The following is a 17936-nucleotide window of genomic DNA, read 5'->3' as shown; positions in this document are numbered from 1 at the left end:
TCAATATCCTCTTGTCCAAGCATCGGTGACCGTGGCGGAGACGCGCGTCTCAACGTTAACGCCACTGGAGCTCAGGATGGACGCCGCGCTGTCGAGCCATGGCCACTCGGTGGCCCAGTGGGCGGCGTCGACCAGGGCGGGGCCGCCGGCCTCGACGAACTCGCTGGCGGGGTGATGGCGCAGGTCGGCGGTTAGGAAGACGTCGACGCCCGCGGCGCGCGCCGTACCGAGGAGGGAGTCTCCCGAGCCGCCGCTGACGGCCACCCGCTTGACGGGCGTGGACGGCTCGCCCGCCACGCGCAGCCCCCACGAGGTCGTGGGCAGCCCGGCCAGGGCCTGCTCGGCGAATTCGCCGAGCGTCATGGTGCGGGGAAGGTCGCCGACGCGGCCGAGGCCGCGCCAGGGGTCGTCGGGGAACGGCTGCAGCGGCACGAGGTCGCCGACCAGGCCGACGGCGCGGGCCAGCGCGTCGGAGACGCCGGGGTTGGCGACGTCGGCGTTGGTGTGGGCGGTGTAGAGGGCGACGTCGTTGCGGATGAGCTGGTGGATCAGCCGTCCCTTGTAGGTGGTCGCGGCGACGCTGGTGGTGCCGCGAAGGTAGAGGGGGTGGTGGACGACGATCAGGTCGGCTCCCCAGTCGAACGCCTCCTCCGCGACGACGGGCACGGGATCGACGGCGAACAGCACCCGCCGCACGGGCTGTGCGGGATCTCCGCAGACCAGGCCGACGGCGTCCCACGACTCGGCCCTTTGCGGCGGATAGGCGGCCTCGAACACGTTGATCACATCTGCCAGCGTCACCAGCGCAGACTACCGGCTCGGGTGCCTCGACAGGTGAACGAGCGCCGCCTACCGTAAGTGGATCCTGACATCTGTGGAGGGGCGCATGAGGGTCGCGATCATCGGTGCGGGGTTCGGCGGTCTGTGCATGGCGATCAGGCTGGAGCGCGCGGGGATCGGCTCCTACACGGTCTACGAGAAGGCGGGCGGCGTCGGCGGCACCTGGCGCGACAACAGCTATCCGGGGGCGGGCTGCGACATCCCCTCCCATCTGTACTCGTACTCGTTCGAGAAGTACGCGAGCTGGACCCGCCGCTACCCCGAGCAACCGGAGATCCTGGCCTATCTCGACATGTGCGCCGACAAGTACCGTGTCAGGCCGAAGATCCGGCTCAACACCGAGGTCGTCTCCGCCGCGTTCGACGGCCGGCGCTGGCAGGTCACCACCGGCGAAGGGACCGAGGAGTTCGATGTCGTGGTGTCGTCCGTCGGGCAGCTGAACCGCCCCTCATACCCCGAAATTTCGGGAATTGAGAGCTTTGCAGGGGTCGCCTTCCACAGCGCCCGCTGGAACCACGACCACGATCTGACCGGCCGCCGCGTCGCGGTGATCGGCAACGGCTCGTCCGCCGCGCAGTTCATCCCCCGCATCCAGCCGCTGGTCGAGCACCTCGACGTCTTCCAGCGCACCCCGAACTGGGTCATCCCCAAGCCCGACTCCGCCTTCGGCCCCGCCGCCACGCTCGCCTTCCGCCTCGTTCCCGGCCTGCAGCGGGCCTACCGCGAGTGGATCTACCGGTACGCCGAGGGCACCCTCTACCCCGCCCTCGCCCAGGGCTGGAGCGCCGGCATGCTGAGGAAGCGGGCGCTGGGCCACCTGCACGCCCAGGTCGCCGACTCGGAGCTGCGCGCCAGGCTCACGCCCGACTTCCCCGTCGGCTGCAAGAGGGTGGTCATCGACAGCGCGTTCTACCCTGCCCTGACCAGGCCCAACGTCGACGTCGTCACCGACCCGATCGCCAGGATCACCGCGAAGGGCGTGGAGACCGCCGAGGGCGTGCGCGAGGCCGACACCATCATCTACGCCACCGGTTTCAGGTCCACGGAGTTCCTGCGGCCGATCGCGTTCACAGGGCTGGGCGGCAGGTCGCTGGCCGAGCAGTGGAAGGACGGCGCCGAGGCCTATCTCGGCATCACCGTGCCGAACTTCCCCAACCTGTTCCTCCTCTACGGGCCGAACACGAACCTCGGCCACAACTCCATCGTCTTCATGATCGAGTGCCAGGTGCGGCACGTCATGGCGTGCCTGCCGTACCTGGAGAGGAACGGGCCCATGGAGGTCAGGCCCGAGGCCATGGCGGCGTGGCGCGGGCAGTTGGCGGCCGCGATGGAACGGATGGTGTGGAACAACGGCTGCCAGAGCTGGTACAAGACCGCCGAGGGGCGGGTCACCAACAACTGGCCAGGACCGACGACGCTGTACCGCAGGCTCACCGCCCTCCCGCCGCTGCCCGCCTACCGGATAACGTCTTCGGCATGACGTCGCATGTGGTCGCAGACACGCACAACGATCTGCTCATGGCGGTCTCGGCGAGGCCGCCGGACCGGTGGGCGGAGTTCTTCCGCGTCCAATGGCTGCCCCAGCTGCGGACGGGCAAGGTGAACCTGCAGGTGCTGCCGGTGTTCATCTCGTCGGAGTTCCGGCCGGAGGGCTCGCTCAGGCAGACGCTGCGGATGATCGAGTGCGCGCACGTGATCGCCGAGGGCAACCCGGACGAGGTGGCGCTGTGCACGGACGCCGCGCAGATCGACGCGGCCATCGCCTCGGGCAGGATCGCGCTGGTCCTGGCGCTGGAGAGCATGCCCGGCATCGACGCCAGCGTGGAGCTGATCCCGACCGTGCACAGGCTCGGCGTCCGGATCGCCTCGATCGCCCACTGGGGCCGTACGCCGCTGGCCGACGGCAGCGGCGAGGACGCCACGGGCAGCGGGCTGACCTCCCACGGCGTCGAGGCGCTGAAGGAGATGGAACGGCTGGGCATCCTGTTCGACGTCTCCCACCTGGGCGCCTCCGGCGTCGCGCACGTGCTGGAGCTGGCGACCAAGCCGGTCATGGCCACGCACTCCTCCGCGCGCGCCCTGCGCGACCACCACCGCAACCTCACCGACGAGCAGCTCAGGGGGGTGGCAGGGACGGGCGGCGTGATCGGCGTCAACTTCCTGGCCGCCTTCCTCACCGAGAACGCCCGCGAGGCGACGCTCGACCACGTGCTCGACCACATCGAGCACATCGTGGGCGTCGTGGGGATCGACCACGTGGGGCTCGGGCCCGACTTCATGGACGAGGTCAGGCGCGACCTCACTCCCCCGTGCTGCGAGACCATCTCCTCCACCGGTCTCGACGTCGGCGCCTGCGTGCCGGGGCTCGAGGGGCCCAGCGGCCTGCCGATGGTCACCGAGGGGCTGCTGGCCCGCGGAGTGCCCGAGGCGGACGTCCGCAAGATCGTCGGCGGGAACGTGCACCGCCTGTTCGGGAAGGCGCTGGCGTGATCGAGGACCTCGGTGAGCTGGTCAGCTGCGAGTCCTTCTCCAGTGACCTGGACGCGGTGGCGCGCAGCGCGAAGGTGGTCGCCGCGATGGGCGCCCGTCACCTGGGCGCGCAGCCGGAGACGATCGTCATCGACGGCGTCACGCACCTGCGGTGGAGCTTCGGCACGCCCAAGGTGCTGCTGCTCGGCCACCACGACACCGTCTGGCCGATGGGGACGCTGGCCACCCACCCGTGGTCGGTCGTCGACGGGATCGCGCGCGGGCCAGGGGTCTTCGACATGAAGGCTGGGCTCGTGCAGATGTTCCACGCGCTGGCCGAGCTCGACTCGCTCGACGGCGTCTGCGTGCTGGTCACCGGCGACGAGGAGGTCGGCTCGGTCACCTCGCGCACGCTGATCGAGGACGCCGCCCGCGGCCTGGCGGCCACGTTCGTGCTGGAGGCGAGCGCGGACGGCGGCGCGCTGAAGACCGCGCGCAAGGGCACCTCCGACTACACGGTCACCGTGTACGGCAAGGCGGCGCACGCCGGGCTCGAACCGTGGAACGGGGCCAACGCGGGGATCGAGCTGGCCCACCAGATCCTCACGATCGCGGGCGTGGCCGAACTCGTCGACGAGGATGAGCCGGTGACGGGGACGACGGTCACGCCGACCGTGCTGGCCGGTGGGACGACGGTGAACACGGTGCCCGCCCTGGCACGGGTCGGAGTGGACGTGCGGGTGCCGACGCTGGCCGCCCAGGCGAAGGTGGACACCCTGATGCGGGCGCTGTCGCCGCAGCTCAAGGGGACGCGGCTGGAGATGAGCGGCGGGCCGAACCGGCCGCCGATGGAGGCGGCGCTGTCGGCGGAGCTGTTCGCCGAGGCGGCGCGGCTGGCCGAGGAACTGGGGCTCGGGGCGCTGACGTCGGCGTCGGTGGGCGGCGCCTCGGACGGCAACTTCACGGCGGGGCTCGGCGTGCCGACACTGGACGGGCTCGGCGGGGTGGGCGGAGGCGCGCACGCCGACCACGAGCACGTGGTCGTGGCGGAGATGCCGGGCCGGATGCGGCTGCTACGGGCGCTGGTGTCCTCGGTCCTGGCCTCCTGACCCTGCCGAGCAGCGCCGGATCGGCAGGGCATTCGGCCGCCTCAGGAAAGGCGCGGCTCGCAGGTGTCGGCCCCGCGGGCTCGGATAGATTTCCCAAGGTGACGAAAGCCCAGGTGGTGGTGCGGGAGCTGCGCCAGATCGGCGAGTTCGCCGACGTCTTCAGGCTGTTCGACGAGATCTGGCACCCCGCTCCCGCCAACCCACCGGTGACCGTGGAGCTGATGCGGGTCTTCTCCCACACCGGCGGCTACGTCGCGGGCGCCTACGAGGGCGGCAGGCTGGTCGGCGCGTCGGTGGGCATTCTGGCCAAGGACAACACCCTGCACTCCCACGTCACCGGCGCCGCGCCCGGCAGGGGCGTCGGCCACGCGCTCAAGACGCACCAGCGCGCCTGGTGCGCCGAGCGCGGCATCGACCGGATCACGTGGACGTTCGACCCGCTGGTGCGCCGCAACGCCCACTTCAACCTCGCCAAGCTCGGCGCGCGCGCCATCGAGTACGTGGAGGGCTTCTACGGCGCGATGGCCGACGCGATCAACGAGGGCGACGAGTCCGACCGCCTGGTGGTCGAGTGGCTGGTGAAGGAGCAGGACGCCCCGGCCGTGCCGTACGAGGGCGTGGTGGCGCTGGAGGAGGAGGACCGCCTCCCCGTCAGGGGGCAGGTGAAGGGGCCGGTGGCGCTGGTCGGCACGCCCGCCGACATCGAGGCGCTGCGCCACGAGGACCCGTCGGCGGCGATGGCGTGGCGGCTTGCGATGCGCGAGGTGCTGGGCGGGTTGATGGCGGACGGCGGGCGGGTCGCGGATTTCACGAAGAACGGTGAATATGTGGTGCTGATCGGGTAGAGGGCTGGCGTGTTCACGCCTACAGTGCCGCAGCACGTCCTTCCACCGGTCACCGTCAGGGATCTGCCCGACGCCCCCGTCTCGAAGTGGCGCCTCATCGGGCCGGGGCTCGTCGGCGCGGGAGTGGGGCTCGCCTCCGGCGAGTTCATCCTGTGGCCCTACATCGCCTCGCAGGTCGGCCTGGTCTTCATCTGGGGCGCGCTGATCGGCATCGTCACGCAGTGGTTCCTCAACATGGAGATCGAGCGGTACACGCTGGCCACGGGCGAGACCGCGCTGACCGGGTTCAGCCGGTTCTGGAAGCACTGGGGCGCGGTGTTCGTCGTGATGACGCTGCTGTCGAACCTGTGGCCCGGCTGGGTGACGACCTCCGCGACGATGGTGACGTACCTGACGGGCGGCAACGTCCGCTTCATCGCGATCGGCATGCTCCTGGTGATCGCGCTCGGGCTGACGCTCGCGCCGGTCATCTACACCATGCTGGAGCGGGTGATCTTCGTCAAGATCGCACTGGTGGTCACGCTGATCGTGGTGGCCGTGCTGTTCGCGATCAACGCGGACGCGTGGGTGGCGCTGGGCAGGGGTCTCACGGTGGACGCGAGCCTGCCGGTCCCGCCGCTGGAGTTCGCGTTGCTGATGGGCGCCATCGCCTACGCGGGCGCGGGCGGCGGGCAGAACCTGTGCCAGAGCAACTGGATCCGCGACAAGGGCCTGGGCATGGGCCACTACGTGCCGCGGCTGGTCAGCCCGGTCACCGGTCACGAGGAGGCGGCCTCGTCGACCGGGTTCCAGTTCGCGCCCACGAAGGAGAACCTGGCCAGGTGGCGGGCCTGGTGGCGCTTCGCCAACGTGGAGCAGGCCTCGACGTTCGCCGTGGTGTCGTTCGTGACCATCGCGCTGATGTCGATGCTCGCCTACTCCACGGTCTTCGGTAAGGAGGGGCTGGCCAACAGCATCGGCTTCCTTAAGGTGGAGGGCGAGGCGCTGCAGGCCACGGTGGGCGCGTGGTTCGGCGTGCTGTTCTGGGTGATCGGCGCGCTGTCGCTGTTCGCCTCCGCGATGGGCATCGTCGACTACACCAGCAGGCTCGCCTCCGACGTGCTGAAGACGGTCTACCTGCGCGACCGGCCGATCTCGGTCAACAGGGTCTACTTCATCGTCGTCTGGGCGATGGCGCTGGTCGGGATCGCCGTCCTGCTCGCGGGCTTCGACCAGCCGCTGATCCTGCTGGTTCTCTCGGCGTGCTTCGCCGCGGCGATGATGTTCGTGTACTCGATCCTGCTGATCGTGCTCAACAGGCGAGCGCTGCCGGGGCCGATCAAGGTACGCAGCTACCGGCTCGCGGCCCTGGTCTGGTCGGTGGCCTTCTTCGGATCGCTGACCGTGCTGACACTCCTCCAGCAGGCGCAGAAGCTCTTCGGCTAGACGAACTTGACCTGAAGCATGCTTGAGGTTCGAGACTGCTCGGCATGAAGATTATCGAGGTCACGGAGTTCGGCGGTCCCGAGGTTCTGCGAGCGCGCGAGGTCGACGACCTGGTGGCGGGCCCAGGGCAGGTCGTCGTGGGCGTGGCGGCGGCCGACGTCCTCTCTGTGGAGGCGCAGCTGCGCACGGGCTGGGGCAGGGAGTGGTTCGGAGCGCAGCCGCCGTACGTGCCAGGCACCGGCGTGGCGGGGACAGTGCTGTCGGTCGGCGACGGGGTGGACCCCTCGTGGCTGGGGCGCAGGGTGGCCGCCATGGTCAGCGGTGGGTACGCCGAGCAGGCGTCGGCCGACGCGGACGCGCTGGTGCCCGTGCCCCCTGGGCTGTCTCTGCGCGACGCGGCGGCGCTGCTGCAGGTGGGTCCAGCCGCGCTCAGCCTGGTGGACGCGGCGGAGCTGAAGCCGGGGGCGAGGGTTCTGGTCACCGGCGCGGGCGGCGGCCTGGGCCTGGTGCTGGTGGAGCTGGCCGCGGCGGCGGGCGCCGAGGTCACCGCCATCGCGTCCGGTACGGCCAAGCGACGGCGGGCCCAACTCCTCGGCGCGACCCACACCGAGCAGGCGGCGCCCCCCGAGCAGCCGACGCACTCCGGGGACGCGATCCGCATCGGGGACGCGGCTCACACCGAGCGGCCGACGCACCCCGGGGACGCCGCCCACACCCGGGACGCCGCCCACGCCGAGGGGGCGCCGCATGCCGGGGACGCGGCCGACGCCGGAGGGGCCTGGCGGAGCGGGTTCGACGTCGTCTTCGACGGGGTCGGCGGCGAGCAGGGCGCGCGGGCCTTCGAGCTGACCGCGCGGGGTGGCAGATTCTTCGCCTACGGTGTCACGGCGGGAGGGCCGGCCCCCGTCGACGCGGCCGAGGCGGGCAGGCGCGGGATCACCGTCACGGGCATGGAGCAGGTCCAGTTCACGCCGCAGGAGTTCAGGCGTCTGGCGGAGCGGGCCTTCGCCGCCGGGATCACGCCGACGATCGGGTTGGCCGTGCCGCTGGACAGGGCGGCCGACGCGCACGCCGCCATCGAGGGGCGCACCCTGGTGGGCAAGGCGGTCCTGCTGGCCACCTCGCGCGCCGTCCGCTACCGCGAGTACGGCGAGGCGGACGTGCTCACCGTCGACGAGGTGAGCATCCCGGCGCCGGGTCCGGGCCAGGTCAGGATCGCGGTGAGGGCCGCCGCGGTGAACGCCCTCGACTGGAAGTTCCGCAGGGGCTACATGGTCGTCCCGCTGGAGGGCTCGACCGGCACGGGAATCGAGGTCTCCGGGACGATCGACGCGCTCGGCGAGGGCGTGGCGGGCTGGCGGGTGGGGCAGCCGGTCTTCGGCAGGGTCCCGACCGGCGGCCTGGCCGACCATGTGCTGGCCGACCCCGCCGAGCTGCTGGAGAAGCCGGACCATCTCACCTACGAGGAGGCCGCGGCGCTGCCCGTGGCGGCGGAGACCGCCATGAGGACGCTGGCCGAGCTCGGCCTCGGGCACGACCTTGGGCACGGCGGCGGGCACGGCGGCGGGCATGGCGGGCACGGCGGCGGGCACGGCCGGAGGCTGCTGATCCACGCGGTGGCGGGCGGCGTCGGCCTGGTCGCCGCGCAGCTGGCGCGAGCCATGGGCGTCGAGGTCGTCGGTACGGCGAGCGAGGCCCATCACGCGTTCCTGCGCGACCTCGGCGTCATCCCCGTCACCTACGGCGACGGGTGGGCGGACAGGGTGGGCCCGGTGGACGCCGTCCTGGACGCCTCGGGCAGGGGCGTGCTCGCCGACTCCGTGCGGCTGACCGGGGACGCGGACAAGGTCGTCACGATCGCCGACCCGACGGCGGGCGAGTTCGGGGTGCGTTTCTCCACGGGCGGCACCGATCCCGCGCCGGTCAGGGACGTGGTGGCGTCGGGGAGCGTGCGCATGCCGATCGCCCGCGTCTACCGGCTGGAGGACGCGGCCGACGCTCACCGGCTGAGCGAGGAAGGGCATCTTCTCGGCAAGATCGTGGTGATCACGGAAGCGGACGTTCCTCGTTAGGCGGCACACTGGTCGCATGCTGGAAACCTCGGCTCGCCTGCTCAAGCTGCTCTCCCTGCTCCAGGCGCACAGGGACTGGTCAGGCCCTGAGCTGGCCGACCGTCTGGGCGTGACGACCCGGACGGTGCGCAACGACGTCGAGCGGCTGCGCACCCTCGGCTACCCGGTGCACGCCACACCGGGTGTGGCAGGCGGCTACCGTCTCGGGGCGGGCGCCGCCCTGCCGCCGCTGCTGCTCGACGACGAGGAGGCGGTCGCGGTTGCGGTCGGCCTGGGCAGGGCGGCGGGCGGCGGCGTGGCGGGCATCGAGGAGAGCTCGGTGCGGGCGCTGGCCAAGCTGGAGCAGGTGCTGCCGGCCAAGCTGCGGCGCAGGGTGGGCGCGCTCAACGCCTACACCGTGCAGATCCCCGGCGCGGCGCCCTCGGTGCCGCCCGAGGTGCTGACCACGATCGCCAACGCCGCGCGCGACCACGAGCGCCTGCGTTTCGACTACACGGGGCATGACGGCACCGGCAGCAGGCGCGACGCCGAGCCGTACCGGCTGGTGCACCGGCGTGGCCGCTGGTACCTGCTGGCGTGGGACGTCGAGCGGCGCGACTGGCGGACGTTCAGGGTCGACAGGATCTCCGTCCGTACCCCGAACGGCCCCCGTTTCACCCCGCGCGAGCTGCCCTTCGACGTGGCCGAGCACGTGGAGCGCGGCCTCAACACCGCGATGTGGCGCTACCGGGCGAAGGTGCTGGTCCACGCCTCCGCCGAGCGGATGAGCGGCCTGCCGACGGGGATGGACTTCGAGCCCGTCGACGAGCACACCTCGATCGCGCACGTCGGCGGCGACGACCTCACCGGCATCGCGGTCTGGATCGGCCTGCTCGGCGTCGACTTCGAGGTGATCGAGCCGCCGGAGCTGGCGGAGGTGGTCCGCACGCTGTCGGAGCGTTACCGCAGGGCGGTCAGCGGGACGTAGGCGCTGTCAGCGGGACGAAGGCGCGCCGCGGCAGGGCGGTCAGCGGGCGGTAGGCGCGCGGTCAGCGCCCCCGCCGAGGCTCGGGGCATGACCATCACCCAGATCGCGGGCAGCGAGAACGACTTCCAGCTCGTCAGGCATCTCACCGTGCGTGGCAGCCAGTTCGACATCGGCAGGTCCCTGGCGGAGGAGGCGCGCACCCGTGCCGGCTGGGCGCCGCGACCGGCCGACCAGACGGTGAACAGGGCGCGCATGGCCTGGTTCGAGCACTTCTGGCCGCAGCATCACGAACGGCTGGACGGCGTGGCCGCCGCCTTCGACCTCGACCCCGACCGTGACGACCTCGTCCTTGACGGGCTGAACGCCCTGCCGACGGGGTCGGGCTGTTCGGCACTGTGGTGCCCGCCCTCGGCCGCCACCGACGGGCACGGCAGGATCGCCCGCAACTACGACTTCTTCACGCAGACCACCAGCGAGATCATGGGCCGCCAGGCTCCGGCGCCCGGCGAGCTCCCCATGGCCTCCCGCCCCTACGTGATCACCACGATCCCCGACGAGGGGCCGGCCTCCACCGTCATCACCATGAACGAGCTCGACGGCTGCATGGACGGCGTCAACGAGGCGGGCCTGGCGGTCGTGCTGCTGATCGCCGACGTGAGCAGGGCCGAGCCGCCCGGATCGGCCGAGCCGGGCGTCGGGCTGAGCTCGGTGCAGTTGCCCAGGTTCGTGCTCGACACCTGCGAGAACGTCGAGCAGGCCAAGAGGGCGCTGCTGATGGCCAAGCAGTACGACCACGGCCTGCCCCTGCACTACCTGATCGCCGACGCCTCGGGGAAGGCGTTCGTGTGGGAGAGCGAGCGGATCGTCGAAGCGGGTGACGCGCCGTTGTGCGTGACCAACCATCCGCTGCATCGCTACCCCGACCCGATGGCGCTGCCTGCCGACGACGAGACCACGATGGACACCTTCGGCAGGCTCCGCACGCTGCACGAGCGCGGCAAGGGCGCGCCCCTGTCGGCCCGAGGCCTGGCGAGCGCGCTGGACGAGGTCGCCGCGGGGGCGGACAAGATGTGGCGGACCACGTGGACGACCGTGCTCGACACCCATGACAGGACGATGAGCGTCCGCTTCTACCTGGGCGACACCCCTGAGGGCGGCACCCGGTTCACCGACGAGCTGCGCTTCGAGACCAGGCCGGACTCGTAGGCGATGACCACCAGCTGGGCGCGGTCGCGCGCGCCCAGCTTCACCATCGCCCTGCTGACGTGGGTCTTGGCGGTGAACGGGCTGATCACCATGTGCGCGGCGATCTCGTCGTTGGACAGGCCGCGCCCCACCAGCGACAGCACCTCCCGCTCGCGCCTGGTCAGCGGGTCGAGGTCGGTCACCTGGCTGGCGGGCGCGCGCATGACGAACTCGTCCATCAGCCTCCGCGTGATCGTCGGCGACAGCAGCGCGTCACCCCTGGCCGCCACCCTGATCCCGGACAGCAGGTCGGCGGGGTCGGTGTCCTTCAGCAGGAAGCCGGCCGCGCCCGCGCGCAGCGCGTCGAGCACGTACTCGTCGACGCCGTAGTTCGTCAGCATCACCACGTGCACACCGGCCAGGCTCTCGTCCGCGGCGATGCGCCTGGTGGCCTCGATGCCGTCCATGACCGGCATCTGGATGTCGACGAGCGCGACCTGCGGGCGGTGCCGTACGGCGAGCTCGACGGCCTGGCGGCCGTCGGCCGCCTCCCCGACCACCTCCAGGTCGTCCTCGGCCTCCAGCAGGGCGCGGAAGCCCGCCCTGATCAGCGCCTGGTCGTCGGCGAGCAGTACCTTGATCATGACCGTGCCGCCGGGAGCTCGGCCCTGACGGTGAAGCCGCCCTCGGGCCGCGGTTCGGCGCGCAAGTGGCCGCCGAGCGCGGTGACGCGCTCGCGCATCCCCGTCAGCCCGACGCCCGGCTGATGCCTCTGGTGGGGTACGGCGGCGCCGTCGTCGTCGATCTGCACGACCACCTCGTCGGGCAGGTAGCCGATGCGGACGGAGGCGGAGGCGGGCCCCGCGTGCCTGGTGATGTTGGTCAGCGCCTCCTGGACGATGCGGTAGGCGGCCCTGTCGACCTCGGTCGGCAGGGGGCGCGGGGATCCGCTCACCTCGACCTCGGCGGGCAGCCCCGCCGCGCGCGCCCTGTCGACCAGCTCGGGCACCTGGTCCAGGCCGCTGCCCTCCTCCGAGCGCAGCACCTCCAGCGTGGCACGCAGCTCCCGCATCGCGTCGGCGCTCGCCTCCTGGATGGCCGTCAGCGACGGCGGCACCTCCTCGCCGCGCTTGCGGGCCAGATGGGCGGCCACTCCCGCCTGCACCTTGATGATCGAGATGCTGTGCGTGAGCGAGTCGTGCAGTTCCCTGGCGATGCGCAGCCGCTCCTCCCCCGCGCGGCGCAGCGCGGTCTCCTCACGGGTCCGCTCCGCCTCCGCCGCGCGCTGCTCGACCTCCTCCAGGTAGTGGCTCCAGGCCCGCTGGGCCTCGCCGATCACCGCCGCGGCCACCAGCCAGCCGACCAGCAGCACCTTGCTCTCGATCGCCGACCTGGGCGACAGCGCCGCCGTCGAGTCCTGCCCGATGGCGAACATGCCGGCGACGAAGACGACGATGGCGGCCAGAGCGGCCGGGCGCCTGCCCTGCCGGACCGTGCTGGAGACGGCGACGAGCACGGGGAAGACCACCGTCGCTCCGGGGTGGGCGCGGGCGCAGTAGGCGAGCAGGCAGGCGACGGTGACCGCCAGCACGGTGATCGGATACCGCCGCCTGAACGCGAGCACGAGCGTGCCGGCAAGCAGCAACCCGTAGTCGAGCGGGGCCAGTCCTGGCGAGAGCAGCATCTCTCCGCCCACCTGGGCCGCCGCGATCACCACCGCGAGCACCACGTCCCGATCAACCTTCATACCGGCACAATAGACGGATATGTCCGATCGGACGTCGTACGCAGGGAGTACTTCCCTCGCGCGACGGCAGGTGGGGGCACCGCCTTCGCGGGCGGAGGCGTCCGCCGTCGGCACGGTCTTCGCGGCGCTGCCCGAGCGGGAGCGGCCGTGGAGCACGTCGAGCGCGAGATCACCCGAGGGCCGCCAGGTACTCCTCCCGCACCTTCGAGCGCGACAGCTTCCCCGTCGGCGTCCGCGGCAGCTCCGCGCGGAACTCGATGACCTTCGGGTGCTTGAACCTGGCGATCCTCGGCTCCAGGTGGTCCAGCAGCTCCTGAGGCGTGACCTCCGCGTGCGCCTGCACGAGCGCGACCACGTTGTGGCCCCACTCCTCGTCCGGCACGCCGATGACGACGACGTCGGCGACCGCCGGATGCTCGAGCAGGGCCGCCTCGATCTCGGCGGGGTAGATGTTGACCCCACCCGAGATGATCAGGTCGGTGCGCCTGTCGCACAGGTACAGGAAGCCGTCCTCGTCGAGGAAGCCGATGTCTCCGGGGGTGTACCACTCGCCCCGCATGCTGGCGGCGGTCTTGGCGGGGTCCTTGCGGTACTCGAAGGTGCCGAGGCTCGACTTGACGTAGATCATGCCGGGCTCGCCCCGCGGCAGTTCCTGTCCCCGCTCGTCGAGGATCCTGGCCTCGAAGGTGGGCGCCGGCCTGCCGACCGTGCCGGGTCTGGCCAGCCAGTCGTGCGGCTTGACCGAGAAGGCGATGGCCGACTCGGTCGAGCCGTAGTACTCGTAGAGCACCGGCCCCCACCAGTCCATGATCGCTTTCTTGACCGCGACGGGGCAGGCGGCGGCCGTGTGGATCACCTGCTGGAGCGAGGACAGGTCGTACCTCTTCCTGACCTCCTCCGGCAGCAGGAGCATCCGGTGGAACATGGTGGGCACCATCATCGCGTTGGTGACGCGATGCCTGTCGATCAGCTCCAGGATCGGCTCGGGCTCGAAACGCGGCGCGATGACCAGCGTGTGCCCGAGGTGCAGCGCGAACTGCGTGTGCGCGCACGGGGCCGAGTGGTACATCGGCGAGGTGACCAGGTGCGTGCCCTCGCCCGCCTTGAGGTCGACGACCTCGCCGAGGAACCACGTGTACAGCGGCACGATGGCCTCGGGCTCGGCTCCGGGCAGCGGGCGCTGCACGCCCTTGGGGAAGCCCGTGGTGCCCGAGGTGTACCACATGACCGCGCCCGCCGTACGGCTCTCGGGGTCGGTGGACGGCATGCCCTCGGCCAGCGCGTCCACGTCCTCGGGTCCTGTGACCACGACCTTCGCGCCGCTGTCGCCGACGATGTAGTCGACCTCGGCCTTGGTGAGGTGCCAGTTGACCGGCACGAAGTAGAGGCCGATCTGGCCCGTCGCCATCAGCATGACGACCTGCTCGACGCCGTTGCGCAGCACCCCGGCCACCACGTCGCCGGTCCCGAGGCCCCGGGCGCGCAGGCCGTGCGAGACCTGGTTGACGCGGGCGAGCAACTCTCCGTAGGTCGTCCTCGGCTCGACCACGGCCAGGCGTTCAGGATCGGACTTCGCTATCTCGTAGAACCCGTTCATCACAGCTCCAGCAGGTCGGCCAGCCGCTCTCGGTGCGTGCGGGGCGGGCCGAGCAGGACCTCGTCTGTCTTGGCCCGCTTGTAGTAGAGATGCGCGTCGTGTTCCCAGGTGAAACCGATGCCGCCGTGCAGGAGCAGATGGTCGCGGGCGACCTCGAAGCAGGCCCTGCCGACGTAGGCCTGCGCGAGGGCGGCGGCCTGCGGCAGCTCTCCGGGCGACTCGTCGGCGGCCCATGCGGCGTAGCGGACGATGGACTCGGCCTGCTCGAGCTTGCAGTGCATGTCGGCCAGCTTGTGCTTGACGCCCTGGTAGGAGCCGATGTAGCGGCCGAAGGCGACGCGGATCTTGGCGTAGCCGACGATGGCGTCGAGGCAGGCCCGCATGACTCCCAGTTGCTCGGCGGCGAGGGCGACCGAGAAGAGCGTCCACGCCGACTCGAGCGCCGCGCCGTCGGGCGGCGCGGCGAGCACCCTGCCTCTCACGCCCGCGAGCACGACCTCGGCCATGCTTCTGGTCTCGTCGAGCGCGGTCAGCGGGACGCGGGTGACGCCCTGGTCTGTCAGGTCGATCGCGACCAGCGCGACACCGTCGTTGCGGGTGACCGGCGCGAGCAGCACGTCGGCCTCGGCCGCGTTGAGCACCTGCGGCAGCCTGCCCTTCACCAGCGCCTCGCCGTCGCGGGAGTCGGCGACCAGCGCGCTGCCGCCCGCCAGCGGCGCGACCGTGGCCGTGACGCGCCCCTCGGCGACGGCGGTGAGCAGTTCCTTGTCGGGGAGGCGGGTCAGCGTGATCGCGGCCAGCGCGCCTGCGAGGAAGGGGCCGGGCAGCAGCGCCGCGCCCGCCTCCTCCAGCACGACCGCGAGCTCGGTCATGCCCGCGCCCGCTCCGCCGTACTCCTCGGGGATGATCAGGCCTGACAGGCCCAGCTCCCCGTTGAGGCGGGCGTAGACCGCGGGCGAGTGGCCCTCGCGCGGCGAGACGGTCTCCATGAAGGCCCTGACGGTGGCGCGCAGCTCCTGCTGTTCCTCGCCGAGTACGAGCTTCACCCCTGCGTCCCCACCTTCAGGTCCTTGAACGGCACGGTCTTGTCCACTCTCGGCTCGGGCGGCAGGTTGAGCACGCGCTCGCCGACGATGTTGCGCATGATCTCGTTCGTGCCGCCGCCCAGGGCCATGGCGGGGGCGAGGCAGACGGCGTGGGAAAGCCGCTCGTCCACCAGGGCCTCGGGGCCGACGAGTGAGACGGCCACGTCGGCCTGGAAGAGCGTCAGCTCGGCCAGCAGCAGCTTGGCCGCGCTGCCCCTCGCGCCGGGGAAGATGCCCGCCCTGGTCTCCTGCGCGAGGCGCTGGTTGAACAGCGACAGCGCGCGGGTGCGGATGTGCAGCTCGACGAGCTGGTCGCGGACGTAGGGGTCGCTGGTGTCCACGGCCTCGCGCAGTTCGGACAGCCAGTCGACGCCGCCGCCCATGCCGACGCCCGCGGAGATCGACAGCCGCTCGTGCAGCAGCGTCGTCACCGCCACGCTCCAGCCGTCGTTGACCTCGCCGACCCGGTGGGCGTCGGGGATCGTCACGTCGTCGAAGAAGACCTCGTTGAAGTGGGCGCGGCCGGTCATGTCCTTGAGCGGCCTGACGGTGACGCCGGGATGGTGCATGTCGACGACGAACATCGTCAGGCCCCTGTGCTTGGGCACCTCGACGTCGGTCCTGGTCAGCAGCAGGCCCCAGTCGGCCACCTGGGCCACGGAGGTCCACACCTTCTGCCCGTTGACGACCCAGGCGTCACCGTCGCGTACGGCACGGGTCTGCAGGCTGGCCACGTCGCTGCCCGCGCCCGGCTCGGAGAACAGCTGGCACCAGACCTCCTCTCCGCGCAGCAGCGGCCTGATGAACCGCTCCCGCTGGGCGTCGCTGCCCCTGTCGAGGAGGGTGGGCCCGCACATGCCCAGCCCGATGGAGAAGATGTAGGTCGGCAGCGTGTAGGCGCGGGCCTCGGCGGCGAACGCCCGTTCCTCCGCCTGGGTGAGCCCCTGGCCTCCCCACCGCTCGGGCCAGGTGATGCCCGAGTATCCGGCGTCGTAGAGCCGGGCCATGAACTCCTTGGCGTCGGCCTGTGCGGCGTCGTCGCCGCGTCCCGCGTTCTCGGCCAGCCAGGTCCTGGCGGCGCTCCGATACTCGTCAAGATTCACATCGTCTCCTCGGTATCAGTGCTCACTTACTCTAATCAGCTCGCCCTCACCCGCCTAGTGCAGAGCTTTGTCCGGATTTATGAATGAATCTCCGTTAATTAGAGCCAAGGGCACCTAGTGTGATCATCTGATTACCGGGGGGAGAGATGTGATCGCACGGTACGCGGCTTCGGTGCGCGCACGGCTGACGCTGATAGCGACGGTCGGCGTGGCCGCACTCTGTTTTGCGGTCAACGGCCTCCTCCTGCTGGGCATTCACGGCGCCGCGGTCGAGTACCGGACCCAAGAGGTCATGAGCGCCGCCCTCCGCGTGGTCCACCTGATCAAACGCGGTGACCTGCCCGCCGTCGTGGGCACGGACGTCGGGGGCGTCCAGGTGCTCAACACCGACGGCGAGGTGGTGTCCTCCTCCGCCGGCCTCATGGGCAGCCCGCGGCTGGTGGCCTTCATGCCGGACGACGACAACGCCAGCCGTACGCAGGTGGTGTGCGGACTGGAGGCCTTCGACAACCCCTGCCAGATCGTCGCCGTCTTCAGGGTCTACGAGCAGGAGGGCGACTGGATGGTCTACGCCTTCGGCGACACCGTCCCCTGGTACGTCCACCCGTGGGCGCTGGCGTTCCTGATCGGGATCTCCCTCGCCCTCATCGCGCTGACCTGGTGGGGCACCTCCCGCACGGTGGAAAGGACGCTCGCGCCCGTCGAGGCGATCAGGCAGAAACTGGACGAGATCACCGCCACGGACCTCGGCCAGCGGGTGCCGGTGCCGCCCAACCCCGACGAGCTGCACGCCCTGGCCAGGACCGCCAACAGAACGCTCGACCGGCTGGAGGCGGCCGTGGAGCAACAGCGCAGGTTCGCCTCCGACGCCTCGCACGACCTGCGCAGCCCCATCACCGCGATGCGGGCGCAGGTGGAGGAGGCGCTGCTGCACCCCGACGACGCCGAGTGGGAGCAGACCGGGCACGCGCTGCTGGCCAGCCTCGACCGGCTGCAGGCGATCGTGACCGACCTGCTCACGCTGGCCAGGCTGGACGCGCACGAGCCTCAGGCGTCCGAGTCCGTGGACCTGGCGCAGCTCGTGACCGACGAGCTGGAGGGCCGGACGCGCAGCAAGGAAGTCAAGCTCGACCTGCGCCCCGACGTGGTCGTGGAGGGCGACAGGCTCAGGCTCGCGCGGCTGTTCACCAACCTGCTGGACAACGCCGAGCGGCACGCGGAGTCCGCGCTCGCCGTCTCGGTCTACAACGAGGGCTCCGACGCGGTGCTCGAAGTCCTGGACGACGGCGCCGGGATCGCGTCCGACCAGCGGGAGTTCGTCTTCCGCCGGTTCACCAGGCTCGACGCCTCCCGCAACCGCGACGCGGGCGGCACCGGTCTCGGCCTGGCCATCGCCCGCGAGATCGCCGAGGTCCACGAGGGCACGCTGGGGCTCGCCGACTCCGACACGGGCGCGCGCTTCGTGCTCCGGCTCCCGGCGAAGGAGAGCTGA

Annotated in this window: 15 protein-coding genes; 9 read left to right on the top strand and 6 right to left on the bottom strand. The window is 71.3% G+C overall.

Annotated features, from left to right (window positions below; translation table 11 throughout):
* A complete protein-coding gene (locus tag ACFSKW_RS20385; protein WP_379573862.1) occupies nt 1–801 on the bottom strand; it encodes a Nif3-like dinuclear metal center hexameric protein in 801 nt (266 codons plus the stop codon).
* 85 nt (nt 802–886) lie between these two features.
* On the opposite strand from ACFSKW_RS20385, the gene ACFSKW_RS20380 reads away from it, so the two are divergent.
* The 8 genes from ACFSKW_RS20380 (at nt 887) to ACFSKW_RS20345 (ending at nt 10933) form a co-directional block, all read left to right on the top strand.
* A complete protein-coding gene (locus tag ACFSKW_RS20380) occupies nt 887–2320 on the top strand; it encodes a flavin-containing monooxygenase (protein WP_379573861.1) in 1434 nt (477 codons plus the stop codon).
* Nucleotides 2317–3330, top strand: a complete 1014-nt coding sequence (locus ACFSKW_RS20375) for a dipeptidase (RefSeq protein ID WP_379573860.1) — start codon at nt 2317–2319, stop codon at nt 3328–3330. Before ACFSKW_RS20380 ends, ACFSKW_RS20375 begins: the two co-directional genes overlap by 4 nt.
* Complete coding sequence (locus tag ACFSKW_RS20370) at nt 3327–4418, top strand: M20/M25/M40 family metallo-hydrolase (protein ID WP_379573859.1); 1092 nt, start codon at nt 3327–3329, stop codon at nt 4416–4418. The genes ACFSKW_RS20375 and ACFSKW_RS20370 overlap by 4 nt, the downstream gene beginning before the upstream one ends.
* Nucleotides 4419–4516: 98 nt before the next feature.
* Complete coding sequence (locus ACFSKW_RS20365; RefSeq protein WP_379573858.1) at nt 4517–5263, top strand: GNAT family N-acetyltransferase; 747 nt, start codon at nt 4517–4519, stop codon at nt 5261–5263.
* Nucleotides 5264–5272: 9 nt separating this feature from the next.
* Nucleotides 5273–6688 carry an Nramp family divalent metal transporter gene (locus ACFSKW_RS20360; RefSeq protein ID WP_379573857.1) on the top strand — a complete coding sequence of 472 codons (1416 nt, stop codon included), beginning with the start codon at nt 5273–5275 and terminating at the stop codon, nt 6686–6688.
* Nucleotides 6689–6732: 44 nt separating this feature from the next.
* The gene (locus ACFSKW_RS20355) at nt 6733–8760 is read left to right on the top strand and encodes a zinc-binding dehydrogenase (RefSeq protein WP_379573856.1); all 2028 of its coding nucleotides are present in this window, start codon (nt 6733–6735) and stop codon (nt 8758–8760) included.
* A gap of 16 nt (nt 8761–8776) precedes the next feature.
* On the top strand, nt 8777–9727 hold the full coding sequence (locus ACFSKW_RS20350; protein WP_379573855.1) for a helix-turn-helix transcriptional regulator: 951 nt from the start codon (nt 8777–8779) through the stop codon (nt 9725–9727).
* Between the two features lie 87 nt (nt 9728–9814).
* Complete coding sequence (locus tag ACFSKW_RS20345; RefSeq protein ID WP_379573854.1) at nt 9815–10933, top strand: C45 family autoproteolytic acyltransferase/hydolase; 1119 nt, start codon at nt 9815–9817, stop codon at nt 10931–10933.
* Here ACFSKW_RS20345 and ACFSKW_RS20340 read toward each other — a convergent pair.
* The 5 genes from ACFSKW_RS20340 to ACFSKW_RS20320 form a co-directional block, all read right to left on the bottom strand.
* A complete protein-coding gene (locus tag ACFSKW_RS20340) occupies nt 10858–11556 on the bottom strand; it encodes a response regulator (protein ID WP_379573853.1) in 699 nt (232 codons plus the stop codon). The genes ACFSKW_RS20345 and ACFSKW_RS20340 overlap by 76 nt on opposite strands.
* Entirely contained in the window at nt 11553–12659 is a 1107-nt protein-coding gene (locus ACFSKW_RS20335; protein ID WP_379573852.1) for a sensor histidine kinase, read from the bottom strand. Before ACFSKW_RS20335 ends, ACFSKW_RS20340 begins: the two co-directional genes overlap by 4 nt.
* A gap of 169 nt (nt 12660–12828) precedes the next feature.
* On the bottom strand, nt 12829–14256 hold the full coding sequence (locus tag ACFSKW_RS20330) for an AMP-binding protein (RefSeq protein ID WP_379573851.1): 1428 nt from the start codon (nt 14254–14256) through the stop codon (nt 12829–12831).
* Entirely contained in the window at nt 14256–15302 is a 1047-nt protein-coding gene (locus ACFSKW_RS20325) for an acyl-CoA dehydrogenase family protein (protein ID WP_379573850.1), read from the bottom strand. The genes ACFSKW_RS20330 and ACFSKW_RS20325 overlap by 1 nt, the downstream gene beginning before the upstream one ends.
* Complete coding sequence (locus ACFSKW_RS20320; protein WP_379573849.1) at nt 15299–16444, bottom strand: acyl-CoA dehydrogenase family protein; 1146 nt, start codon at nt 16442–16444, stop codon at nt 15299–15301. Before ACFSKW_RS20320 ends, ACFSKW_RS20325 begins: the two co-directional genes overlap by 4 nt.
* A gap of 148 nt (nt 16445–16592) precedes the next feature.
* On the opposite strand from ACFSKW_RS20320, the gene ACFSKW_RS20315 reads away from it, so the two are divergent.
* Nucleotides 16593–17936 (top strand): sensor histidine kinase, encoded by a 1344-nt coding sequence (locus tag ACFSKW_RS20315; RefSeq protein WP_379573848.1) that lies wholly within the window; start codon nt 16593–16595, stop codon nt 17934–17936.

This window comes from Nonomuraea mangrovi (assembly GCF_042681425.1).
GTDB classification, from domain to species: Bacteria; Actinomycetota; Actinomycetes; order Streptosporangiales; family Streptosporangiaceae; genus Nonomuraea; species Nonomuraea mangrovi.
This window is presented reverse-complemented; position numbering and strand designations above follow the sequence as displayed.